21 protein-coding genes, 1 tRNA gene and 1 pseudogene are annotated in these 16,777 nt (G+C 48.0%); 8 read left to right on the forward strand and 15 right to left on the reverse strand.

The genetic code is table 11. The annotated features are described in order from the left end of the window. Positions 1–222: 222 nt before the first annotated feature. The 5 genes from Q8J68_RS09720 to Q8J68_RS09740 form a co-directional block, all read right to left on the reverse strand. Positions 223–1,425 (reverse strand): radical SAM protein, encoded by a 1,203-nt coding sequence (locus Q8J68_RS09720; RefSeq protein ID WP_305311326.1) that lies wholly within the window; start codon positions 1,423–1,425, stop codon positions 223–225. Next, on the reverse strand, positions 1,346–2,209 hold the full coding sequence (locus Q8J68_RS09725) for an ATPase domain-containing protein (protein WP_305311327.1): 864 nt from the start codon (positions 2,207–2,209) through the stop codon (positions 1,346–1,348). Before Q8J68_RS09725 ends, Q8J68_RS09720 begins: the two co-directional genes overlap by 80 nt. Before the next feature lie 135 nt (positions 2,210–2,344). Further along, the gene (locus Q8J68_RS09730; RefSeq protein WP_305311328.1) at positions 2,345–2,953 is read right to left on the reverse strand and encodes a translation initiation factor IF-2 subunit beta; all 609 of its coding nucleotides are present in this window, start codon (positions 2,951–2,953) and stop codon (positions 2,345–2,347) included. Between the two features lie 24 nt (positions 2,954–2,977). Further along, on the reverse strand, positions 2,978–3,496 hold the full coding sequence (locus tag Q8J68_RS09735; RefSeq protein ID WP_305311329.1) for a 50S ribosomal protein L16: 519 nt from the start codon (positions 3,494–3,496) through the stop codon (positions 2,978–2,980). Positions 3,497–3,708: 212 nt separating this feature from the next. Next, entirely contained in the window at positions 3,709–4,788 is a 1,080-nt protein-coding gene (locus Q8J68_RS09740; protein WP_305311330.1) for a DUF1786 domain-containing protein, read from the reverse strand. A gap of 46 nt (positions 4,789–4,834) precedes the next feature. Between Q8J68_RS09740 and Q8J68_RS09745 the strand changes: the two genes are divergently transcribed. The 3 genes from Q8J68_RS09745 to Q8J68_RS09755 all read left to right on the forward strand — a co-directional run bounded on the left by Q8J68_RS09745 (position 4,835) and on the right by Q8J68_RS09755 (position 6,663). Beyond that, entirely contained in the window at positions 4,835–5,374 is a 540-nt protein-coding gene (locus Q8J68_RS09745) for a molybdenum cofactor biosynthesis protein B (protein WP_305311331.1), read from the forward strand. Between the two features lie 179 nt (positions 5,375–5,553). Continuing rightward, complete coding sequence (locus tag Q8J68_RS09750) at positions 5,554–6,261, forward strand: recombinase RecA (protein WP_015054005.1); 708 nt, start codon at positions 5,554–5,556, stop codon at positions 6,259–6,261. Between the two features lie 141 nt (positions 6,262–6,402). Further along, on the forward strand, positions 6,403–6,663 hold the full coding sequence (locus Q8J68_RS09755; protein ID WP_015054006.1) for a YhbY family RNA-binding protein: 261 nt from the start codon (positions 6,403–6,405) through the stop codon (positions 6,661–6,663). Positions 6,664–6,683: 20 nt separating this feature from the next. Here Q8J68_RS09755 and Q8J68_RS09760 read toward each other — a convergent pair whose 3' ends face one another. Then, the gene (locus Q8J68_RS09760; protein WP_305311332.1) at positions 6,684–6,869 is read right to left on the reverse strand and encodes a DUF190 domain-containing protein; all 186 of its coding nucleotides are present in this window, start codon (positions 6,867–6,869) and stop codon (positions 6,684–6,686) included. On the opposite strand from Q8J68_RS09760, the gene Q8J68_RS09765 reads away from it, so the two are divergent. Beyond that, a complete protein-coding gene (locus Q8J68_RS09765) occupies positions 6,868–7,335 on the forward strand; it encodes a hypothetical protein (RefSeq protein ID WP_305311333.1) in 468 nt (155 codons plus the stop codon). The genes Q8J68_RS09760 and Q8J68_RS09765 overlap by 2 nt on opposite strands. Further along, positions 7,298–8,416 (forward strand): cytochrome c biogenesis protein CcdA, encoded by a 1,119-nt coding sequence (locus Q8J68_RS09770; RefSeq protein ID WP_305311334.1) that lies wholly within the window; start codon positions 7,298–7,300, stop codon positions 8,414–8,416. Before Q8J68_RS09765 ends, Q8J68_RS09770 begins: the two co-directional genes overlap by 38 nt. A gap of 30 nt (positions 8,417–8,446) precedes the next feature. On the opposite strand, the gene Q8J68_RS09775 is transcribed toward Q8J68_RS09770, so the two are convergent. The 9 genes and pseudogenes from Q8J68_RS09775 to Q8J68_RS09815 form a co-directional block, all read right to left on the reverse strand. Continuing rightward, positions 8,447–8,800, reverse strand: a complete 354-nt coding sequence (locus Q8J68_RS09775) for a CrcB family protein (protein ID WP_305311465.1) — start codon at positions 8,798–8,800, stop codon at positions 8,447–8,449. A 201-nt stretch (positions 8,801–9,001) separates the two neighbouring features. Continuing rightward, a pseudogene (crcB, locus tag Q8J68_RS09780) lies at positions 9,002–9,256 on the reverse strand (fluoride efflux transporter CrcB); the annotation flags it as partial. A 55-nt stretch (positions 9,257–9,311) separates the two neighbouring features. Beyond that, complete coding sequence (glp, locus tag Q8J68_RS09785) at positions 9,312–10,508, reverse strand: gephyrin-like molybdotransferase Glp (RefSeq protein ID WP_305311335.1); 1,197 nt, start codon at positions 10,506–10,508, stop codon at positions 9,312–9,314. 15 nt (positions 10,509–10,523) lie between these two features. Beyond that, a complete protein-coding gene (locus tag Q8J68_RS09790) occupies positions 10,524–10,808 on the reverse strand; it encodes a ubiquitin-like small modifier protein 1 (protein WP_305311336.1) in 285 nt (94 codons plus the stop codon). A gap of 106 nt (positions 10,809–10,914) precedes the next feature. Beyond that, a tRNA-Pro gene (locus tag Q8J68_RS09795) sits at positions 10,915–10,992 on the reverse strand. A 109-nt stretch (positions 10,993–11,101) separates the two neighbouring features. Continuing rightward, the gene (locus tag Q8J68_RS09800) at positions 11,102–11,848 is read right to left on the reverse strand and encodes an ABC transporter permease (RefSeq protein WP_305311337.1); all 747 of its coding nucleotides are present in this window, start codon (positions 11,846–11,848) and stop codon (positions 11,102–11,104) included. Between the two features lie 28 nt (positions 11,849–11,876). Further along, positions 11,877–12,428, reverse strand: coding sequence for a UbiX family flavin prenyltransferase (locus tag Q8J68_RS09805; protein WP_305311338.1), 552 nt, complete (start codon positions 12,426–12,428; stop codon positions 11,877–11,879). Then, entirely contained in the window at positions 12,419–12,808 is a 390-nt protein-coding gene (locus Q8J68_RS09810) for a hypothetical protein (protein WP_305311339.1), read from the reverse strand. Before Q8J68_RS09810 ends, Q8J68_RS09805 begins: the two co-directional genes overlap by 10 nt. A gap of 1 nt (position 12,809) precedes the next feature. Next, positions 12,810–14,012, reverse strand: coding sequence for an HD domain-containing protein (locus Q8J68_RS09815; protein WP_305311340.1), 1,203 nt, complete (start codon positions 14,010–14,012; stop codon positions 12,810–12,812). 81 nt (positions 14,013–14,093) lie between these two features. Here Q8J68_RS09815 and cofD point away from each other — a divergent pair, with 81 nt between their 5' ends. The 3 genes from cofD to Q8J68_RS09830 all read left to right on the forward strand — a co-directional run bounded on the left by cofD (position 14,094) and on the right by Q8J68_RS09830 (position 16,767). Beyond that, positions 14,094–15,011 carry a 2-phospho-L-lactate transferase gene (gene cofD, locus Q8J68_RS09820; RefSeq protein ID WP_305311341.1) on the forward strand — a complete coding sequence of 306 codons (918 nt, stop codon included), beginning with the start codon at positions 14,094–14,096 and terminating at the stop codon, positions 15,009–15,011. Positions 15,012–15,200: 189 nt separating this feature from the next. Beyond that, positions 15,201–15,608, forward strand: a complete 408-nt coding sequence (locus tag Q8J68_RS09825) for a hypothetical protein (protein WP_305311342.1) — start codon at positions 15,201–15,203, stop codon at positions 15,606–15,608. Between the two features lie 37 nt (positions 15,609–15,645). After that, positions 15,646–16,767 carry an ATP-binding protein gene (locus Q8J68_RS09830; protein ID WP_305311343.1) on the forward strand — a complete coding sequence of 374 codons (1,122 nt, stop codon included), beginning with the start codon at positions 15,646–15,648 and terminating at the stop codon, positions 16,765–16,767. Positions 16,768–16,777: the final 10 nt, after the last annotated feature.

The following is a 16,777-nucleotide window of genomic DNA, read 5'->3' on the forward strand; positions in this document are numbered from 1 at the left end:
TCGAATGGTCAGATAGGAGCACTCGTTTTCCTATAAGCGTGTCGCATAAAATTGTTAGTAAAAATACGTAGTGATATGTAAAGGTTCTTATCGCAAGTCCGGGCATACATTCCAATTTTCATCAAATATGCCGTAATTGGATTTTACTGGCAAAACAAAAAACTGCTGGGAAACCTTGATACAAACGATTTCCATAAAGTGAAAAAGAAGTCAATGATAAGTTTAGTGTTCTATTTTTTCGATATCGTAAGGTTTCGATGCACCTTCAGGTATCTTTTCCACAAGCTCCAGATATTCTCTTTCCTGCATAAGACAGGTGCTGCGCTGCCCTCTGAAAGCCTTGTCCTTACGTATGCTTTCCCATATATCCTTCATGCTGTCCCTGCTGATGTTCCCATAACTGAAGGGAATGTAGGGGCAGGGCTTGACCGCGCCGTCCACACATATGTGGAGCCATCTCTGGCCTGCCATGCAACCAAGCATCTTTCCCTCGAAATACGAGTTTGCAAAAAGACGGGGTCCTTTCCCGGTAGAATTGATGCGGTGGTACATGTCAAGGACAATTCGCCTGTCATCTTCCGTTATTATGGCATCACCTTTCTTTTTGGGAACTGATTCCCAAAGTGAGAACTCATGCACACCTATCTGCCTTGCCAGTTCGTACATGGCAGGCAGTTCACCTATGTTCTTCGGTGAAACGTGCGTTGCCATTGTGACAAGCAAACCTGCTTCAAGTCCCATTTTCATAGCACCCGTGGCTATCTCAAAAGCTCCTTCGAGGCGACGTACAGCATCATGCTTTGCAGGGTCAGTGGAGTAGAGGCTCACAAGCAGGTTATGCAGTCCTGCTTCCTTGAGCCTCTTTGCGTTCTCAGGAGTCATCTCGGTTCCTGGAGTGTACATATTGACTATGGCGCGTTCCTTGTCGACATAGTCTATGAGCTCGTATATCTCTTCCCGCATCATGGGGTCGCCTTCGGTGAACACTATAACCATTGCTCCCATGTCAAGTACTTCATCTATTGCACGCTTGATCGTGTTTATATCCAGATCGCCCTCCCCTCCGCTTACAACACAGTGTTCGCATTTGCATTTGCATTGGCGGGTAATTTCAAAAGAAACGGTTTCAGGGATGTACCTTCCAAGGGCTATCTGGGTTTCAGCCATAAGAAGTCTCTTGAAGGCTTTACCCGGTATGGGCGGAAGCCATGTGGAAGCCACAACATAGTCTTTTGTAACAAGAGCTGGCCTTTCCTCCTTGAGTCTTTCGTTGATCCTGCTTAGAAAAGGAGCGCAAGCCTTGTGCAAGCCTCCGGTTGCCTTCAACTGGATGAAATCGTCTTTTTTATCCATCCTGATGGAAAGTCCCGGTATTGAGAGTAACGTGATCTTCTCGTCCTGTGAGTCTGCATGATCCGGTTTCATCTGGTTTTCTCCTGTCATTGAGTGTTTCCGTGGAGAAAACATCCGCTTCCTTACCTATGACGGACTGTGTTGGGTAGACAACGATCCCGTGATCGGTCATAACATAAGGGCGCAACACCTCATCGTGTTTGGTGCCTCGCATCTTCAGTATCTCTATAGACCTGATCCTTTCTCCGCCAATCCTCAATACCTTAAGGCAAATAACTCCTTCGGCAAGATATTCTTCTACGCTGAAATGGTCCGGGTCATTATTGAGTTCGCTTGTTATCAGGGTAGTGCAATCAAAGCTCTCGATATTCTTGATGAATTCAAGGATGATGTACCTGACATTGACCGGGTCGGGAGTAATCTTGAGGGATGTCATAGAGTCAATGAACAGACGTTTGGCGCCAATTTCCTGTACGCTGGCGTATATCTGCCGCAGAACAGCCTCAATGGTGGTCGTATCTGTTTCACTGCCGGACCCTGCATCCTGGTTCTTCTTGATGTACCTTTCATAAGCGATGGGGTCTACCCTGATCATACGTAGCTTGTCTTCTTTTACGAGCCTCTCAAGGTCCCAGCCATGTCTCCACATATTGCGCATGATGCGCGCAGGTGTCTCCTCGAAGGTGACATAGACTCCTGTTTCTCCGTATCTTGTGATACCTTCATACAGGTACTGTGCTCCGAAGGTTGACTTTCCGGCTCCAGGCCCGCCTATGAGGAGGATCACATCATTCTCTATGAAGCCGCCTTCTATAAGCTGGTCAAATCCGGGTATTCCAGTAGGTACGCGAGCCATTCAAAACCTCGAGGTAAAATTAAAGCGATATTATATTCATGGCTTTTATATAATATAACCTATTGCTTATACACGAGACTTAAAATGATAAATAAAAACAGATAAGGATCAGACATGCATCTGACCCTTTGGAGATTATACCTTTTCTGCGAAGGCCAAAGTACCACTGAGGCGTTTTACTTTTATCTTCACTGCCTGGCCCTTTGCAGCGCCGGGAACGAAGATAGTGTATTTATCCACTTTGGCAATGCCGTCCCCTTTGGAGCCGACTGCATCTATGTGAACTTCGTATTCCTTTCCTTCCTCAATAGCATCCTGCTTCACTGGCGCTGTGCTGCGTCTCTTCTTCACAGGTCTGTGGGCTCCACATGCAGAGCATTTCAACACGAGCACTCTTTCCATCTTGGTGAGTTGTGTGTCAGGCCTTGAACATTCAGAGCACATGACAAACTCTTCCACATAGGCTTCTATGTTGGACCGTATCTGGTCTTTTGAGAAGCGTCCCTGGAATATAGCACGCATGCCTTCTATCTTGCATGCGGTTCCCATCTCACGTGTAAGGTATTTCATCACGTGGTCTGGATCCCTGTTCAGGACATCCGCTATGTTGAGGAAGTTATCCAGAATGGTGGTCTTGCCTTCCATCATTATTTTAGGCTCAGGGATCACGAAACGGATGTCCGTGGTCTCCTTGTCAGGCAGGTTCTCTATCGCACGGTTCAAAAGCGCTTCGTAATCTTTCATACCATCACTCCCAAGTCCTACACTTTACTGCACCAGCTCAAGTCCCTGATCGATAGTGATCCTGACTGGAGTCGGCAGTTTGTGGCCAGCCTTTCGAAGTGCATCCTTTGCTGTTGCAAAGTTCTCTTTATTGACTGAGATCGTGAATATCTTCTGTCCTACAGAAACCCTTGCTGCGGTACTTACATTCTTGCCATAGGCGCCACGCATACCACTGGATACACGGTCTGCACCTGCTCCGGTTGCCTGCTTGTTCTCTCTGAGCACCTCGTGAGGATAGACTCTCAGTTTGAGGTGGAAGCCTGTACGTCCAGCTGCAGCTGTTATGGCCCTGTTGGCAGTGATACGTGCGGCCTCAAGTGCAGTATGGCGTATCTGGCATCTTTCCTCAACTACCAGTGAAAGCTTTATCGGGAACTCGAAATTCTTGTTACCCATATCGTAGTGAATGACCTGGCTTCCAGGCACACCACCCATGTATTTTCTTCTTGTGAATGAACGCTGTCTTACGTTCCTGTACATACTTGCTGGTTTTCTTACCATGAGTTTAAGTCTCCTTGGATCGATTATAAGGATAAAGTCACTATCAATTTTACTTTTTAGTCCGTTCTTAATTGATATGTCCGTATATGAATTTGTTGATATCGTAAAATATCAGTTGGATACGATTTCATCTGGATGGTTCATCCCCTACTACTTAGGACTTTATAAGCCTTATTGTCTTCATAACTGTACTCTCGTATCCGTCTTCTAATTTATATATGTGACCTTGCCTGTGTTTCCCGCAGGTAGGAAGCAAGCAGGCCATAACAACCTGAGAGCATCATGTTCCCAAAAGGCGCCGCAAAATGCAGCTTTTCCCATAATCTCATATTCTTTTTCTCAGATTGCATGTTCTTCAGTACATTAAGCCTGGGGCCGGTTACTATGACTGACCTGATGGCATCAAAGCCTTCAGTCTCTTTTACATGGCACCCATGTCCGCCTTCATTGAACACATCATCGAATGAGAGTTTGCCATCCGCAAAAAGAATTATCTGCTCCTGTAACTTCTCCCCGGTAAGGCTGGATGTATGATGCTCGTAGAGCGCCCTGACCCTGTCATCTTTAACGATGGCTGCAAGGGTATGTCCGTTGCCTATGTTCACGACAATGGCCGGCTGTATCGCCGCAGGGTCGAACAGGGCCCCAAAGATTGCCGCAGGCCCTGTATCCATGAAGATCATTCCTTTTTTTTCCAGCGTGTGCGCTGCAGCCTTCATGCGCGTGAGATCTGCAGGGATGTCATCTCTGGTATATGCAAACCTCTCAAATTCCCCTCCCTCGCCTATGATCCTCTCAAATATCCTGAACCTGTAAATGCGGTTGCTCAGGTAAGGTGAATTCCCATGGTCCTGGACGGCAACAGCGAACATATCGGGCATTTCCACTCCAAAACCGGCCAAAGCCTTCCCAATGGCCTGCATATCAATATCCTGCAGGATTATTTCTTCGAGTGTTCCCGGTTTTGTATCATCATCACTTATTACCCTTATTCCCATTTCCTTCACTTTCTCAAGGTCATCGTTGATAGTAAGTGCGGCATCCGGGGTGGCATAGACTTCCAGTCCCTGCTTCAGATGCTGCCTTACAGCCCTGGCTGAAGCCCCGCCTCCCATCAGGCTGCCTTTAAGGAAGATACCTTTATTCCTTGATCCGGCACCATATATCCTCCCGGCAATTACCACGGTAGGTGACGGCATTATCATTAAAAGGCTGTTCTCCACTTCCCTTTCCGTGTCGTACAGGACTATATCCTGGGTACCTGCACCTATATCGATTGCCAGTATTCTCATGATCGTATCGAGTTGTTCATATACCCGGGTGCGTATAAAAGTTGGTATGAAAGACTCCGCTGTAAAGGAACACCATAAAGGGAGCAAAGGCCCTTACAGTTTTGCCATTATCATAATATCAAGTTCAAGATTTGAGAAATATGGTCATGTATCCTCTCCGCAGGAAGCGGAGGACAGGTCAGGGCAGATAATGGAGAGCCTGATTCTCCGGGAAGGCCACCGGATATACCGTTACCGGCTTGTGGATGACGACCCGGACTCTATCGCCGGCGCGGTCCTTGAGGCTGTAAAGTCGGATGCCGACATGGTTATAACTAGTGGTGGCACAGGTCTCACCTCAAGGGATGTGACCATCGAGTCCGTTGTGCCCATGTTCAGCAAGCAGATGCAGGGCTTCGGAGAGCTTTTCAGGTATAAGAGCATTGAGCAAATAGGCAATTCTGTTATACTCACCCGCGCCTCGGCTGGAGTTATATCGGGAAAGGCAGTCTTTTGCCTGCCTGGCTCTCCGGCTGCAGTGGAGTTAGCTCTGGGCGATATAATAATCCCTGAGGCAGGGCATATAATGAAACATGTACGCGAGTAAAGAAAAAAGTTTTATATTGTTTGTTATATGTACATACCTGAGTAAATATTGTAAATATAGGCCGATAATTATATATTGCACATCTTAACAAAAGGTATGCACTGCACTTCATTGTGAGCCCGAAAAGAGTACAGATATGGCAGAGACATTCGCTACATTGTTCCCGTGATGGAGAAAGTATGCCCGGTTATTCACTAGGTATCAAGGAACTGGATGATTATTTAGGTAGCATCCGGGAAGGCACTAATCTTATGATGATAGGTCCGCCTATGAGCCGGAAGGACGAGTTGCTGGACGCTATCCTGTCCCACAATCTCGGTGCCGATGACGGGGTGATCATAGTTTCCACCAGAGAACCCGGAGAGAGGGTACTGGAATGGTTCACAGACCAGGGTATAGACCTGTCAGAAGCCAACATCGGGGTAGTGGACTGTGTCACAAAGACCCTTGGAATGGGTGCATCCGACACGGCCAGGATAAAGCGGGCCTCAAGCCCCGTGGACCTGACTGGCATTGGTGTGAAGATTAGCCAGTTCTTCGAGGATTTCCTTGTAAAAAAGAACCTCGGAAAGATCAGGCTTTCCATAAATTCCCTTTCAACAATACTGATGTACTCTAACCTGCAGACCGTTTTCAGGTTCCTGCACGTTTTTACCGGCCGTGTGAAAGCTGCGAATGGTTTCGGGTTGTATGTAGTGGAAGATGAGATGCATGATGCACAAACCATAGCAACCTTAAAGCAACTTTTCGATGGGCTGATCGAGATAAAGGACATCGGGGATTCTTATGCTATGAGAGTAGTCGGTATGACCTCAAAGCCGACCCCCTGGTTCGAGTATGATATCATAGGGACCGAAATAATTCTTAATAAGCCGAAAAAACCTTAGGTCCCGGCAGATTACTTAAAATATGCGAAAGGGCATTTTCAGCCATATGTACCTGGCAAACAATAAGTGCGGTTTTACCGGACATATGTTTTTCACTAAAAGCAATTATAAAGTACAATCATTATTATGTAGGTGTATCACATGGAAAAAGACAAATTATACAAGCTTAAGGCGGAAGCCTCAGGCATAAAACCAATTCTCAATATCGGCAAGAACGGGATTACTGACGCTGTAGTTGAAGAGGTTAAAAAACAGGTCAAAGCGTACCGTCTGGTGAAGATCAAGATGTTAAAGACCACTCCTGAGGGAGAGGACGTTAAAGAGGCTGCGCAAAAGCTGGCTGAAGTTACGGGCACAACTCTTATAGAAGTGCGCGGCAGTACTGTGGTCCTCTATAGGTGATCCTGTTAGGCTGAAGGATATCAGGATGTTTCCGTGAATCTTTCACCGGAAACTATCTCGATGTCCTCAATAATGATCAGTTTTCCAGGCAGGATCCTTTTGAGTTCAGGGATAATGTCTCTTATTTTCTCTTCCCTGTCGACGGCCTGGATGATCACGGGCAGGTTAGTAAGATATATAATCTTAAGGTAACTATTTTCTCTCATGGAAAAAAGTAGATTCCCGGCAGTTCTCCTGGGAGTTCTTGTGCTCCTCCTCCTTCTCGGGGGCATCTATCTGGGAATGGTTCATTTGAAGGCTCAAAATCCTGGCGGATTGAATGTGAGTTCCTCCAGGGCAGTGAATATGATAGAGACTAATCCTGCAGCAGCTGCCTTTATCTCTGACAATTTCAAGGTTTCAAGCTGGAGGGCGACAAAGACTACGCTTATTCAGAGAGCTGAGTTCTTAAATAGCACTCAGGACGACCCCGACAGTAATGCAGCATACGGTGACCGGGTCTGGAAGGTCGAGATCATGGAACGTACCTGTGCATGCCCGGCGCCAAATGAACTTTATGTGGTTGAGGGCTATGTAGATGCAGATACGGGCAACATCCTTTACGTTAAAACTATGAAGGCTCCGGAGAAGAACTATGAAAAAGAGACCTGTGCTTCAACAGCCTGTCATTAAATTCCTTTTAATACTGGCTCTGTGCGCGCTTTTCATTGTACCGGTTCCGGCAGCTACAGTCATTTCAAATGAAGTACAGGTAGAATACTTCTCTGATCTTGCATGCATCAAGTGCACAAGGGCAGCCCCGGTGATCGAAGATGTCGCAGGCCGGTATGAGAACGTCAATTTTACCCGTTATGATATACGTTCCTCTTTCACATATGCACAGCAATATGGGGTAACCCTTGTACCGGCTGTTGTCATAAATAAAAGCCTGGTAATAACTTACGATGACTACAAAGGTGACATCGTAGTACTTGAGAACCTGCTGGTTGAGGGCATAGAGAATCCTCCTGCAGCTGAGGGTCCGGAAGTGTCCTGGAAAAACGATGCATTTCCAAATGAAGGCCTGATTCTCGGGAAGTCCCATCTGCTTGTATTCATTGCAGGCCTGCTTGCGGGTTTTAACCCCTGCCTTCTGGCAGTCATGGCCTTCCTGTCATCAGCCATCATATCCTCTAACGGGACCCGCAGGGATCTGCTTACTCTTGTTTGTGGCTTTTGCACAGGCATCTTTGTAACATATATGATCGTAGGTATCTGGATACTCAATACTGTAAACTCTTTCCCGAATGTGCAGGAAACCATCACCTTGGTAATGGTCGCACTCATTTTTGTTCTGGGGATATGGCACCTTTATGATGCTTTTTACATGAAGATTCATCATAAAGGCACATTCAGGACGCCTCAATTTTTTATCAGGTTCATGGGGGAGATCAAAGGCAGGAACATCCTTTTACTCTCTTTCCTCGCAGGCGGCTTATTCTCACTTATAAAAGCTCCATGTGTAGGGGCTGTGTACCTTGCAATCCTGGATATGCTTATTTCCGGGAGCGACCTTTTAGGAGGTGCTGTGTACCTAGGCCTCTACAACTTTGGCGTAGTCCTGCCTATCCTCATACTGGGAGGCATGCTTGCTTTCGGGCTGGATCCTGAAAAGGTCTCGGACTTCAAGGAGAGAAGGCGTGTTGAGATACGGCTGATAACCGGAATGACGCTTATCCTGCTGGCTGTACTGCTGCAATTGAAAGTGATCTGATGTACATCTTATGGGTTCCGGCATCGGCACTTATTGCCCGAATATCAGGTATGCGGCCATAACGCCTGCCATGCACACACCCAGGTTCAGTATGATATTTAGGAATGAATATTTCCTCTCTCCTTCCTCGAGGAGCCTGAAGGACTCGTAGGCAAACGTAGAAAAGGTTGTGAAAGAGCCGAGCACTCCAATGCTCACAAGATATGTCATTGAACCGGATACTGATGAGAATGTAAGTGCGGCAAGTACGAAGCTGCCTATGACATTCACTGCAAGGGTGCCGGTGGGGATCCCTCCTACCCTCGGAATGGCGCCGGCTACAAGGAACCTGAGAGTTGCACCTGCAAATCCTCCTGTCCCCACAAGCAACAACTCTGTACTCATTGTATATCCTCCCTCCATGGCCGGGAAAAGTATCAGGATTGATAATCCTGCTACGCCATATGCCATGTGACCCGCATGCCTGCCTTTAAGAAGAGTCGCCATCGTGTCTGGCAAGGGGAAAAATAATCTCCTTTCCTTCAGACCTGTAAGGTATATCACTATCCCCTTGCCTGCGAAAACTCCTGCAACCGCGAGGACTGTGTTCCCAAGGATGTTCAGGGATGCAGCCAGGGGCGGCATCTGGAATGTTTGTAATGCAAATGCAGAGAATGTTGTAAAAGAGCCCAGGAAACCTATCCCGAAGAACATCCTTGCCTTTGGGGTGACATAACCGAGATACTCGGAGTTGTATAGCAAAAAGCCCAGCAGGATGCTGCCGAGCACATTGACCACAAGTGTACCCGTGGCCGGGCTGAAATAACCTGAAAGCGCAAACCTGGATGTTGCGCCCAGCACCCCCCCTGTTCCTATTATAAGCAGGGGCTGGCACTTCTCCTGAAACGTGGCTTCTTTACTCAATCAATACAACATCCACTTCATTTCCTTCTTCGTACCCTTCCACGTTCTCAGGTATGATCACAAAACCGTTGGATTTGGCGATGGAACTCAGGATCCCCGCTCCTGCGGTCATTAGAGGCCGGGCTGTATTACCTTCCAGTATCACCCTTGCGTAGCTCACATAGCCTTCCCTGGAATTTATCTTGCCTGTAAGTCTTGCCTTTACGGTGATGTCAGGTATCTGCGGGATGTTTCCTTTTTTGCGTATTGCCGGCTTACCGAAAGCAAATAGCGCCACCAGTCCTGCGGCAGGGTATCCGGGCATACACAGTACAGGTACATCACCGATGATCCCAAGTGCTGTCGGTTTCCCGGGGCTTAAACCCACGCCGTGCACAAGCTTCCTGCCCATGGAAGCCACCACCTCGGGCACATAGTCTTTTTCGCCAACAGATGTCCCGCCGGAGATTACTATGAAGTCAGCATCGATATTCTCTGAGATAGCTTTCCTTATAAGTTCCCTGTCCTCGGGAACGATTGCGCAGTATCGCGGCAGTGCACCCCACTGACTGGCATACAGGCCTATCATGAGGCTGTTGATATCCAGTGTCTTCCCCGGAGGTGGCACCTCTCTGCTGCTCTCAAGCAGTATAAGGTCGTTACCTGTGGGAATGATGGCAACCAGCGCCCTGGAGTAAACCTTTATTTCCCTTATTCCGAGTGAAGCGAGCACTGCTATGTCGCAGGGTCGCAGCAGATGGCCTTTGTAGAATATGATCTCATTCTGCCTCACATCCTCGCCTATGTCGCCTATGTTCTTTCCCGGATGGACCTGTGCGCGCACCTCTATCATATCTCCGATACATATTGTGTCCTCTTCCATGAGCACGGCATCGGCAGCATCAGGTACATAGGCTCCCGTATTCATTGGGCAGCAAATGCCCTCATTCACTTCGTCCTGAATCAGCAGCATCACAGGGTTGGTTGGTGAGGCTCCCAGGATGTCAGTTGAACGGACAGCATAGCCATCCATGGCAGAGCGGCGGTAGTGAGGCACATTTCTCGGTGCAAGTATGCTGGTTGCAAGCACCCTTCCCACACCTTCATTGATCGCTACTATGTCAGTGCGTTCCAGGGAGCTTATCTCTCCAAGGAACTTCTCTCTTGCTTCATTCACACTGCTGCGCTCTTTAAATATCCTGCTGTCCATGCTTTATCCTCAAGCTTATCCGCCGGATACGGGCGGGAAAACACCTAGCTCGTCCCTGTCCTTGACTTCCGTTGCGAGGCTCTCCATATGTTTTACATTGTTCCCGTTGAGGAACACATTGATGTACCCGCGAAGCTTAGGCTCATCGCCTGTTCTTTCAAAAACCATTTCCTTTAAGGCGGGGTACCGGTCTGTAAGAGAGAACAAAACTTCCTGCACGGTATCTCCGCTGAGCATAATCGCAGATTCGCCTGCGATCTCTCTCAGGTTTGCGAATAGTTTGACCTTGACCATTGCCATGGACCTCTATTCTAAACGTATAATTAATAAATCTATTCCAGTTCGGGAATTTTAGACAAAAATGTGTGACAAATGAATGTGTGGCATATTTGAAAATTTGGATAAGTGGTGGGATAGCGCGGATTTGAACCGCGGTCCAAGCGTCCCAAACGCTCGAGGATGGACCAAGCTACCCTACTATCCCATTTTGATTCAGAAGGGTAGCTGCTCAATATACTTTCTCGGTTAAATAGGTTGCGTGAGAAAAGGTCTTGATGCAGGGTAATCCGGCTAAATATCTCCGGATACAGGGTCTAACGATCTCCTGCCTTATCAAAAGACCAGCTTCCAAGCAGTATCATGGTAAGTGCGAATACTATTATGACTGTCATGGAACGCATGATCGGTATTTCGGATACGCCAAGAAGCGCCCACCTGAGAGCTTCCACGCCATAGGTGAGGGGGTTGAGCTGAACAGGTATGCTTAGCCATGGAGGAAGGTTGGCCATGGGATAGAATGCCGTGCTTGCCATCAGTGTAGGGAACGTGATGAATGTCATCATCATCTGGAAGCCTTCATGAGATTCTATCCTTGACGCAAGGGTGATCCCAAGTCCGATGAAGCCCATGCCTGTAATGAACATTATCAGGATGCTTAATATCTGCCCCATGACAGATGTGTAGTCCACAATGAACAGTCCGCTGATGATCATAAGCAGCGTTCCCTGCACCATAGCTGCTGTCACGCCACCTGCAGCTTTCCCCAGAGCTGTGTAGAAGCGGCTTACAGGCGCCACAAGTATCTCTTTGAGAAAACCGAACTCACGGTCCCATATGATGGAAACACCACCCATGAGCGATGCGAACAGCACAGACATGCCGATGATGCCCGGGGCCATATAGTCAATGTAACTGCCATTGCGCATGGTCATTGTGCTTCCCAGGGCAGACCCCATTATGACAAGAAAAAACAACGGTGTGGCAAGTGACCCGATTATCCTTGAGCGTGAGCGCCTGTATCGAAGCATCTCCCGAAGCCACAGGGTGAATACAGTGTTCATGCTATGCTTCATCCCGGTGAGGCCCATATTATCTCCAGCGTTTGTACACTTCGTTATCGATGCCCATGAGGTCCAGTGCCCTGCCTGCCATGGAATTGACCAGATCGTCTATTGTCTGCGGCCTGGAGTAGAAACCGGGGCATGCAGGGAGTATTATTGCGCCTGCCCGTTCGAGTTTGAGCATGTTTTCCAGGTGTATCTGGTTGAATGGCGCTTCTCTGGGCATCAGGACAAGCCTTCTCCTCTCTTTCAGGCACACATCCGCCGCGCGCCCAAGCAGGTTATTGGACATGCCACAGGCGATCTCACCCAGCGTTTTCATGCTGCAGGGGGCGACCAGCATCCCGGCGAACCGGTGAGATCCGCTTGCAATAGGCGCTGTAAGCTCTCCTTCCCCATATACGTGGCTTGCCAGGTCTTCTATTTCAATGACAGAATAATCAGTTTCAATCTCTATTATCTGCTTCGCGGTCTTAGTTATGACAAGGTGGGTTACAATATCCATTTTAGAAAGGATCTCCAATAACCTTATCCCGTATATGGAACCCGATGCACCGCTGATACCAATGACTATTTCCATTTTTTATCCTCCCGCAGGATGTCCGATAGTTCATCTATCATCCCTTCTGAAACGTCGACTATCTCGTCTATCTCCTTTTTAGTTATACTGTCCACATGGATACCAACTATAAATACAATTGTCGAGCGACTGGCTTCACTCAACTGCCTCGCTCCCTTAAGCGCGAGTTCATCTTCCCTGTGCCCGGGTGCGGTTATCACAGAGGATGAAGCACGCCCTGATATGCTGTCAAAGCTACCCAATGCCACCGCCCCCACATGTGCCCTGCCGCCAGTAAGCCGCGCGCTATAGTCGCTGCCTAGCTTTTCCCATTCAAGTAAAAGGGCTGTTCTACCTAAAACACGCTCTATGCGCTGGCAGGGCAATTGGCGGCTTTCCAAGCTATACCTCCAGGTCCGTCAAACGGAACTGTCTTGTTTCTCTCTTGATATCAAAGAAGTCCCTAGCAGCTTTTCCTACTGCTTCACGGTTCTCTTGTGTGGTGTAGACTCCCATCTTCCAGTTATCCCTGTGAGCTTGCTCCAGCGTTGCCACAACATGCGAAGCCTCATCCAGGCGCAGCATCCTTCCGTTCATCTTGACAAGTGCTTTCATCTCGACTATCTCAGGGTCTCTTGGTATATCGATGAGGACTTCCTTGCTGTCAATGCCCACAATGTCGGCAATCTCAGCTTCGATGCGCCGGACGTTTTTGCGCTGCTTGAGCACACCTTCCCCCACATCCTCAAAACCAACATAAAGGGCTCTCTTGTACAGTTTCCTGTCATCAAGTCTTGCTGCAAGTTCTCCGGCATAGCCGCTATTGTTACGCATTGTCTCGAATATCCTGGCGTCGTCCATCCTCCTCAGCTCAAAGGGGTCAAGCATTTCCTGCTGGATGAGGTCTTCAACAGCCCTGACAAACATTGTCTCAGCAATCCTGGACACATGATGGTAGTATACCGAAGGATGCATCAGGAACCTGGAAACAAGCAGCGATTCCGCAGCCTTTACGCCGCCTGCGGCGACAACCAGTTTGTTCTCATAGAACTGCATCTCGTTTATCAGCCTTGCATGGTCCACAAGTCCGAATGCAACGCCCGTATAATGTGAATCCCTCACAAGATAGTCCATTTTATCCACATCTATCTCGCTGTTGAGTATTTTGCCAAAATCCGTCTGCCCCTGGATATGTCTCTCGACCTTTACGGGATTGATGCCATGTTCGCCCAGTATCTCGGCAATTTCTCCCTTTTTCAATATGTCCCGTATATCTTCGTGTCCCTGCCTGGTATAGTGCTTCACCAGCCCTTCGGTCACATGAGAGAAAGGCCCGTGTCCGAGGTCATGCAACAGGGCAGCAACCCGCAGTTCCTCTTTTTCTTCCCTTGTGACAGTGTCTATCCTGGATGTGAGCATACCTGCAAGATGCATCACTCCGAGGGAGTGCTCAAAACGGGTGTGATTAGCTCCCGGATAGACCAGGTTTGAAAGCCCCAGCTGGCTTATTCTCCTGAGGCGCTGCATTGGAGAAGAATCTATCAGGGCCATGGTGAGGGCGTCAAGTTCTATATATCCATGGATAGGGTCACGGATGACTTTCATATATTTTAAATATATTTCATGGTATAAATGCTATCTTGATTGTAATCCCTTATATTCCGCTAAGCGAAGAGAGAAATTAACATGCTTGTATTATCTGGTGGGACAGGAACCCCAAAATTGCTGAACGGCCTTCGTAAAGTGATGCCTGAAGAAGACATCACTGTGATTGTGAATACTGCAGAGGATCTGTGGGTTTCCGGTAACCTGGTGACCCCGGACATAGACACGGTGCTCTATCTGTTCTCGGACAGGATCGACCTTGATAAATGGTGGGGTGTGTCAGGCGATACTTTTTGCACATATGAGCTTATGAGGTCGCTAGGACACAGGGAAAGGATGATGCTGGGAGACCTCGACCGCGCTACTCATATCATCCGCACAGAGTACCTGCGCAATGGTTATTCGCTGACCGATTCCATCAGGAGTTTGTCAGCCTCCATGGGGATAAAAGCCAAAGTACTGCCCATGTCGGATGATCAGGTCGCGACCATGATAGTAACTCCGGCAGGAAAGATGCATTTCCAGGACTTCTGGATAGCTAATCACGGGAAGCCTGAAGTGCTGGACGTGTTTCAGGAAGGGATAGAAACGGCAACAATATCACCTGCTGTCCTGGAAGCCCTGGAAGCTGAGGAGTATATCCTGATAGGCCCAAGCAACCCGATAACAAGTATCGGTCCGATAATAGGATTACCGGGGATGGTGGACATCCTCAGGACTAAGAAGGTCATTGCAGTCAGTCCTGTTATAGGAAATGAGCCCGTGAGTGGCCCTGCAGGAAAGCTGATGCGTTCAAAAGGATTACCCGTATCATCGGCAGGTGTGGCAGCCTATTACAAGGAGTTCCTGGATATAATGGTTATCGATAATCGCGACACTGCAGATGAATCCATGTTTGAGGAAATAGGCTGTAAAGTGGTGCGCGCCGATACTCTCATGAAGAACCGGGAAATAAGTATGGATCTATCCCGCATGGTAATGGAACAGTTCAATGCCTGAAGCGTTTTCAGGTCGATGCCCTCTTTTTTGCTTTTGATGGTGCTGCCGGAGTTTCAGGTTCTGCCCCGAACATCCTGAAAAGGCTTGTTTTACATTTGGCGTTTTAGTAAATACATTTTTATTATCCTAATATCATATTACTACTGATATATTGCAAAATGTTATTTAATATCTCTACAAGGTGAAATTGTGGGCGATGAATGGAAAATAGACCTTAAGATTCCTGATATAGGGACAATGATCACACTTCTGGCAACTGCGATATGTTCAGTTATCCTGAGCGCGGCGGAGATCGCTTACACAATGATGTGGATAACTTCAGCTTACGAGAGGAACGGCAAGGACTTTTTTATCGATCTTCTTAATGCGAAGGCCCTTACATGGACAGCGGAGTACATAGTCGTTGCAGGTTCACTCCTGCTCATATCATCTCTTTTCTTCCTGCTTTCCATGACCCTCTCATTGTATGGGCTGAACACGCTTGCAAAAAAAGAAGACAAAAAGGTACACACAACTATTACCTTTACACTGTTTGCCATTGGAATGGTCTTACTTTTCATGGCGCTGATATCAGCAATAATACTGAGGTACCTGTAAACATGATCCGGTCATCCTTGTCAAGGAAGGCGATAATATGAGTTTGAACATAAGTGGAACAATAAAAGAAGTCCCTAAAGAGATAGAAAAACCAGCCGGCTCTCTGGAGGATATCATCCGTCCGGTTACAAAGGTTGAAAGGGTGCTGTATCCCATATCTGCTGTGGTGGGCCAGGAAAAGATGCTCAGGGCCCTTATACTGAACACCATCAATCCTTCCATAGGCGGCGTGCTTATAAGGGGGCAGAAAGGAACCGCCAAGTCCACGGCAGTCAGGGGACTGGCCGAGATACTGCCTGAAATAGAAGTGGTGGAAGGGTGTAAGTTCAACTGTGACCCTTCAGATACGGAGAAGATGTGCTGGGAATGCATGGGCAAAAGGTCTAAGGGGACCCTGCGTATCCAGAAGCGGCAGATGAAGGTCGTAGATCTCCCAGTGGGTGCTACCGAGGACAGGGTCGTGGGCAGCCTTGACATCGAGAAAGCTGTCCGGCAGGGTGTGCAGGCATTTGACCCTGGTATTCTTGCTATGGCCAACCGCGGCATATTATATGTGGATGAGATCAACCTGCTTGACGATTTTGTTGTAGATGCGTTGCTGGATGCGGCAGCCATGGGTGTGAATACAGTTGAGCGTGAGGGTGTGAGTGTAAGCCATCCTGCAAATTTCATTATCGTAGGCAGCATGAACCCGGAAGAAGGAGAGCTAAGGCCTCAGTTACTTGACAGGATCGCGCTGCAGGTGGAGGTCACAGGTATCTATGATGTTGAACTGCGTATTGAGATCGTGGAGAGGAGGAATCGCTTTAATGATGATCCTAAGCACTTCATGCGCGAGTTTGAGAGCGAGCAGGAAAAACTGCGTTCAAGGATACTCAAGGCTATGCAGTTGCTGCCAAGGGTAACGACCACAAGGGACAATCTGCGTACCATTGCGGAGATATGCATCGTTTTCAATGTGGACGGCCACCGGGCTGACATCATGATCGAGCGCACGGCACGCACTAACGCTGCCTATGAAGGCAGGGAGCGCATCACAAATGATGACATCATCGAGGCTGCCGAAATGGTCCTGCCACACAGGATGCGCAAGAAGCCTTTCGAAGAAGAAGAATTCAGCACAGATCAGTTGCGTGCGGTAGTAGAAGGCAACTTCTGACGGGGTGTGC

Source organism: Methanolobus sp. (genome assembly GCF_030682845.1).
Taxonomy (GTDB): Archaea; Halobacteriota; Methanosarcinia; order Methanosarcinales; family Methanosarcinaceae; genus Methanolobus.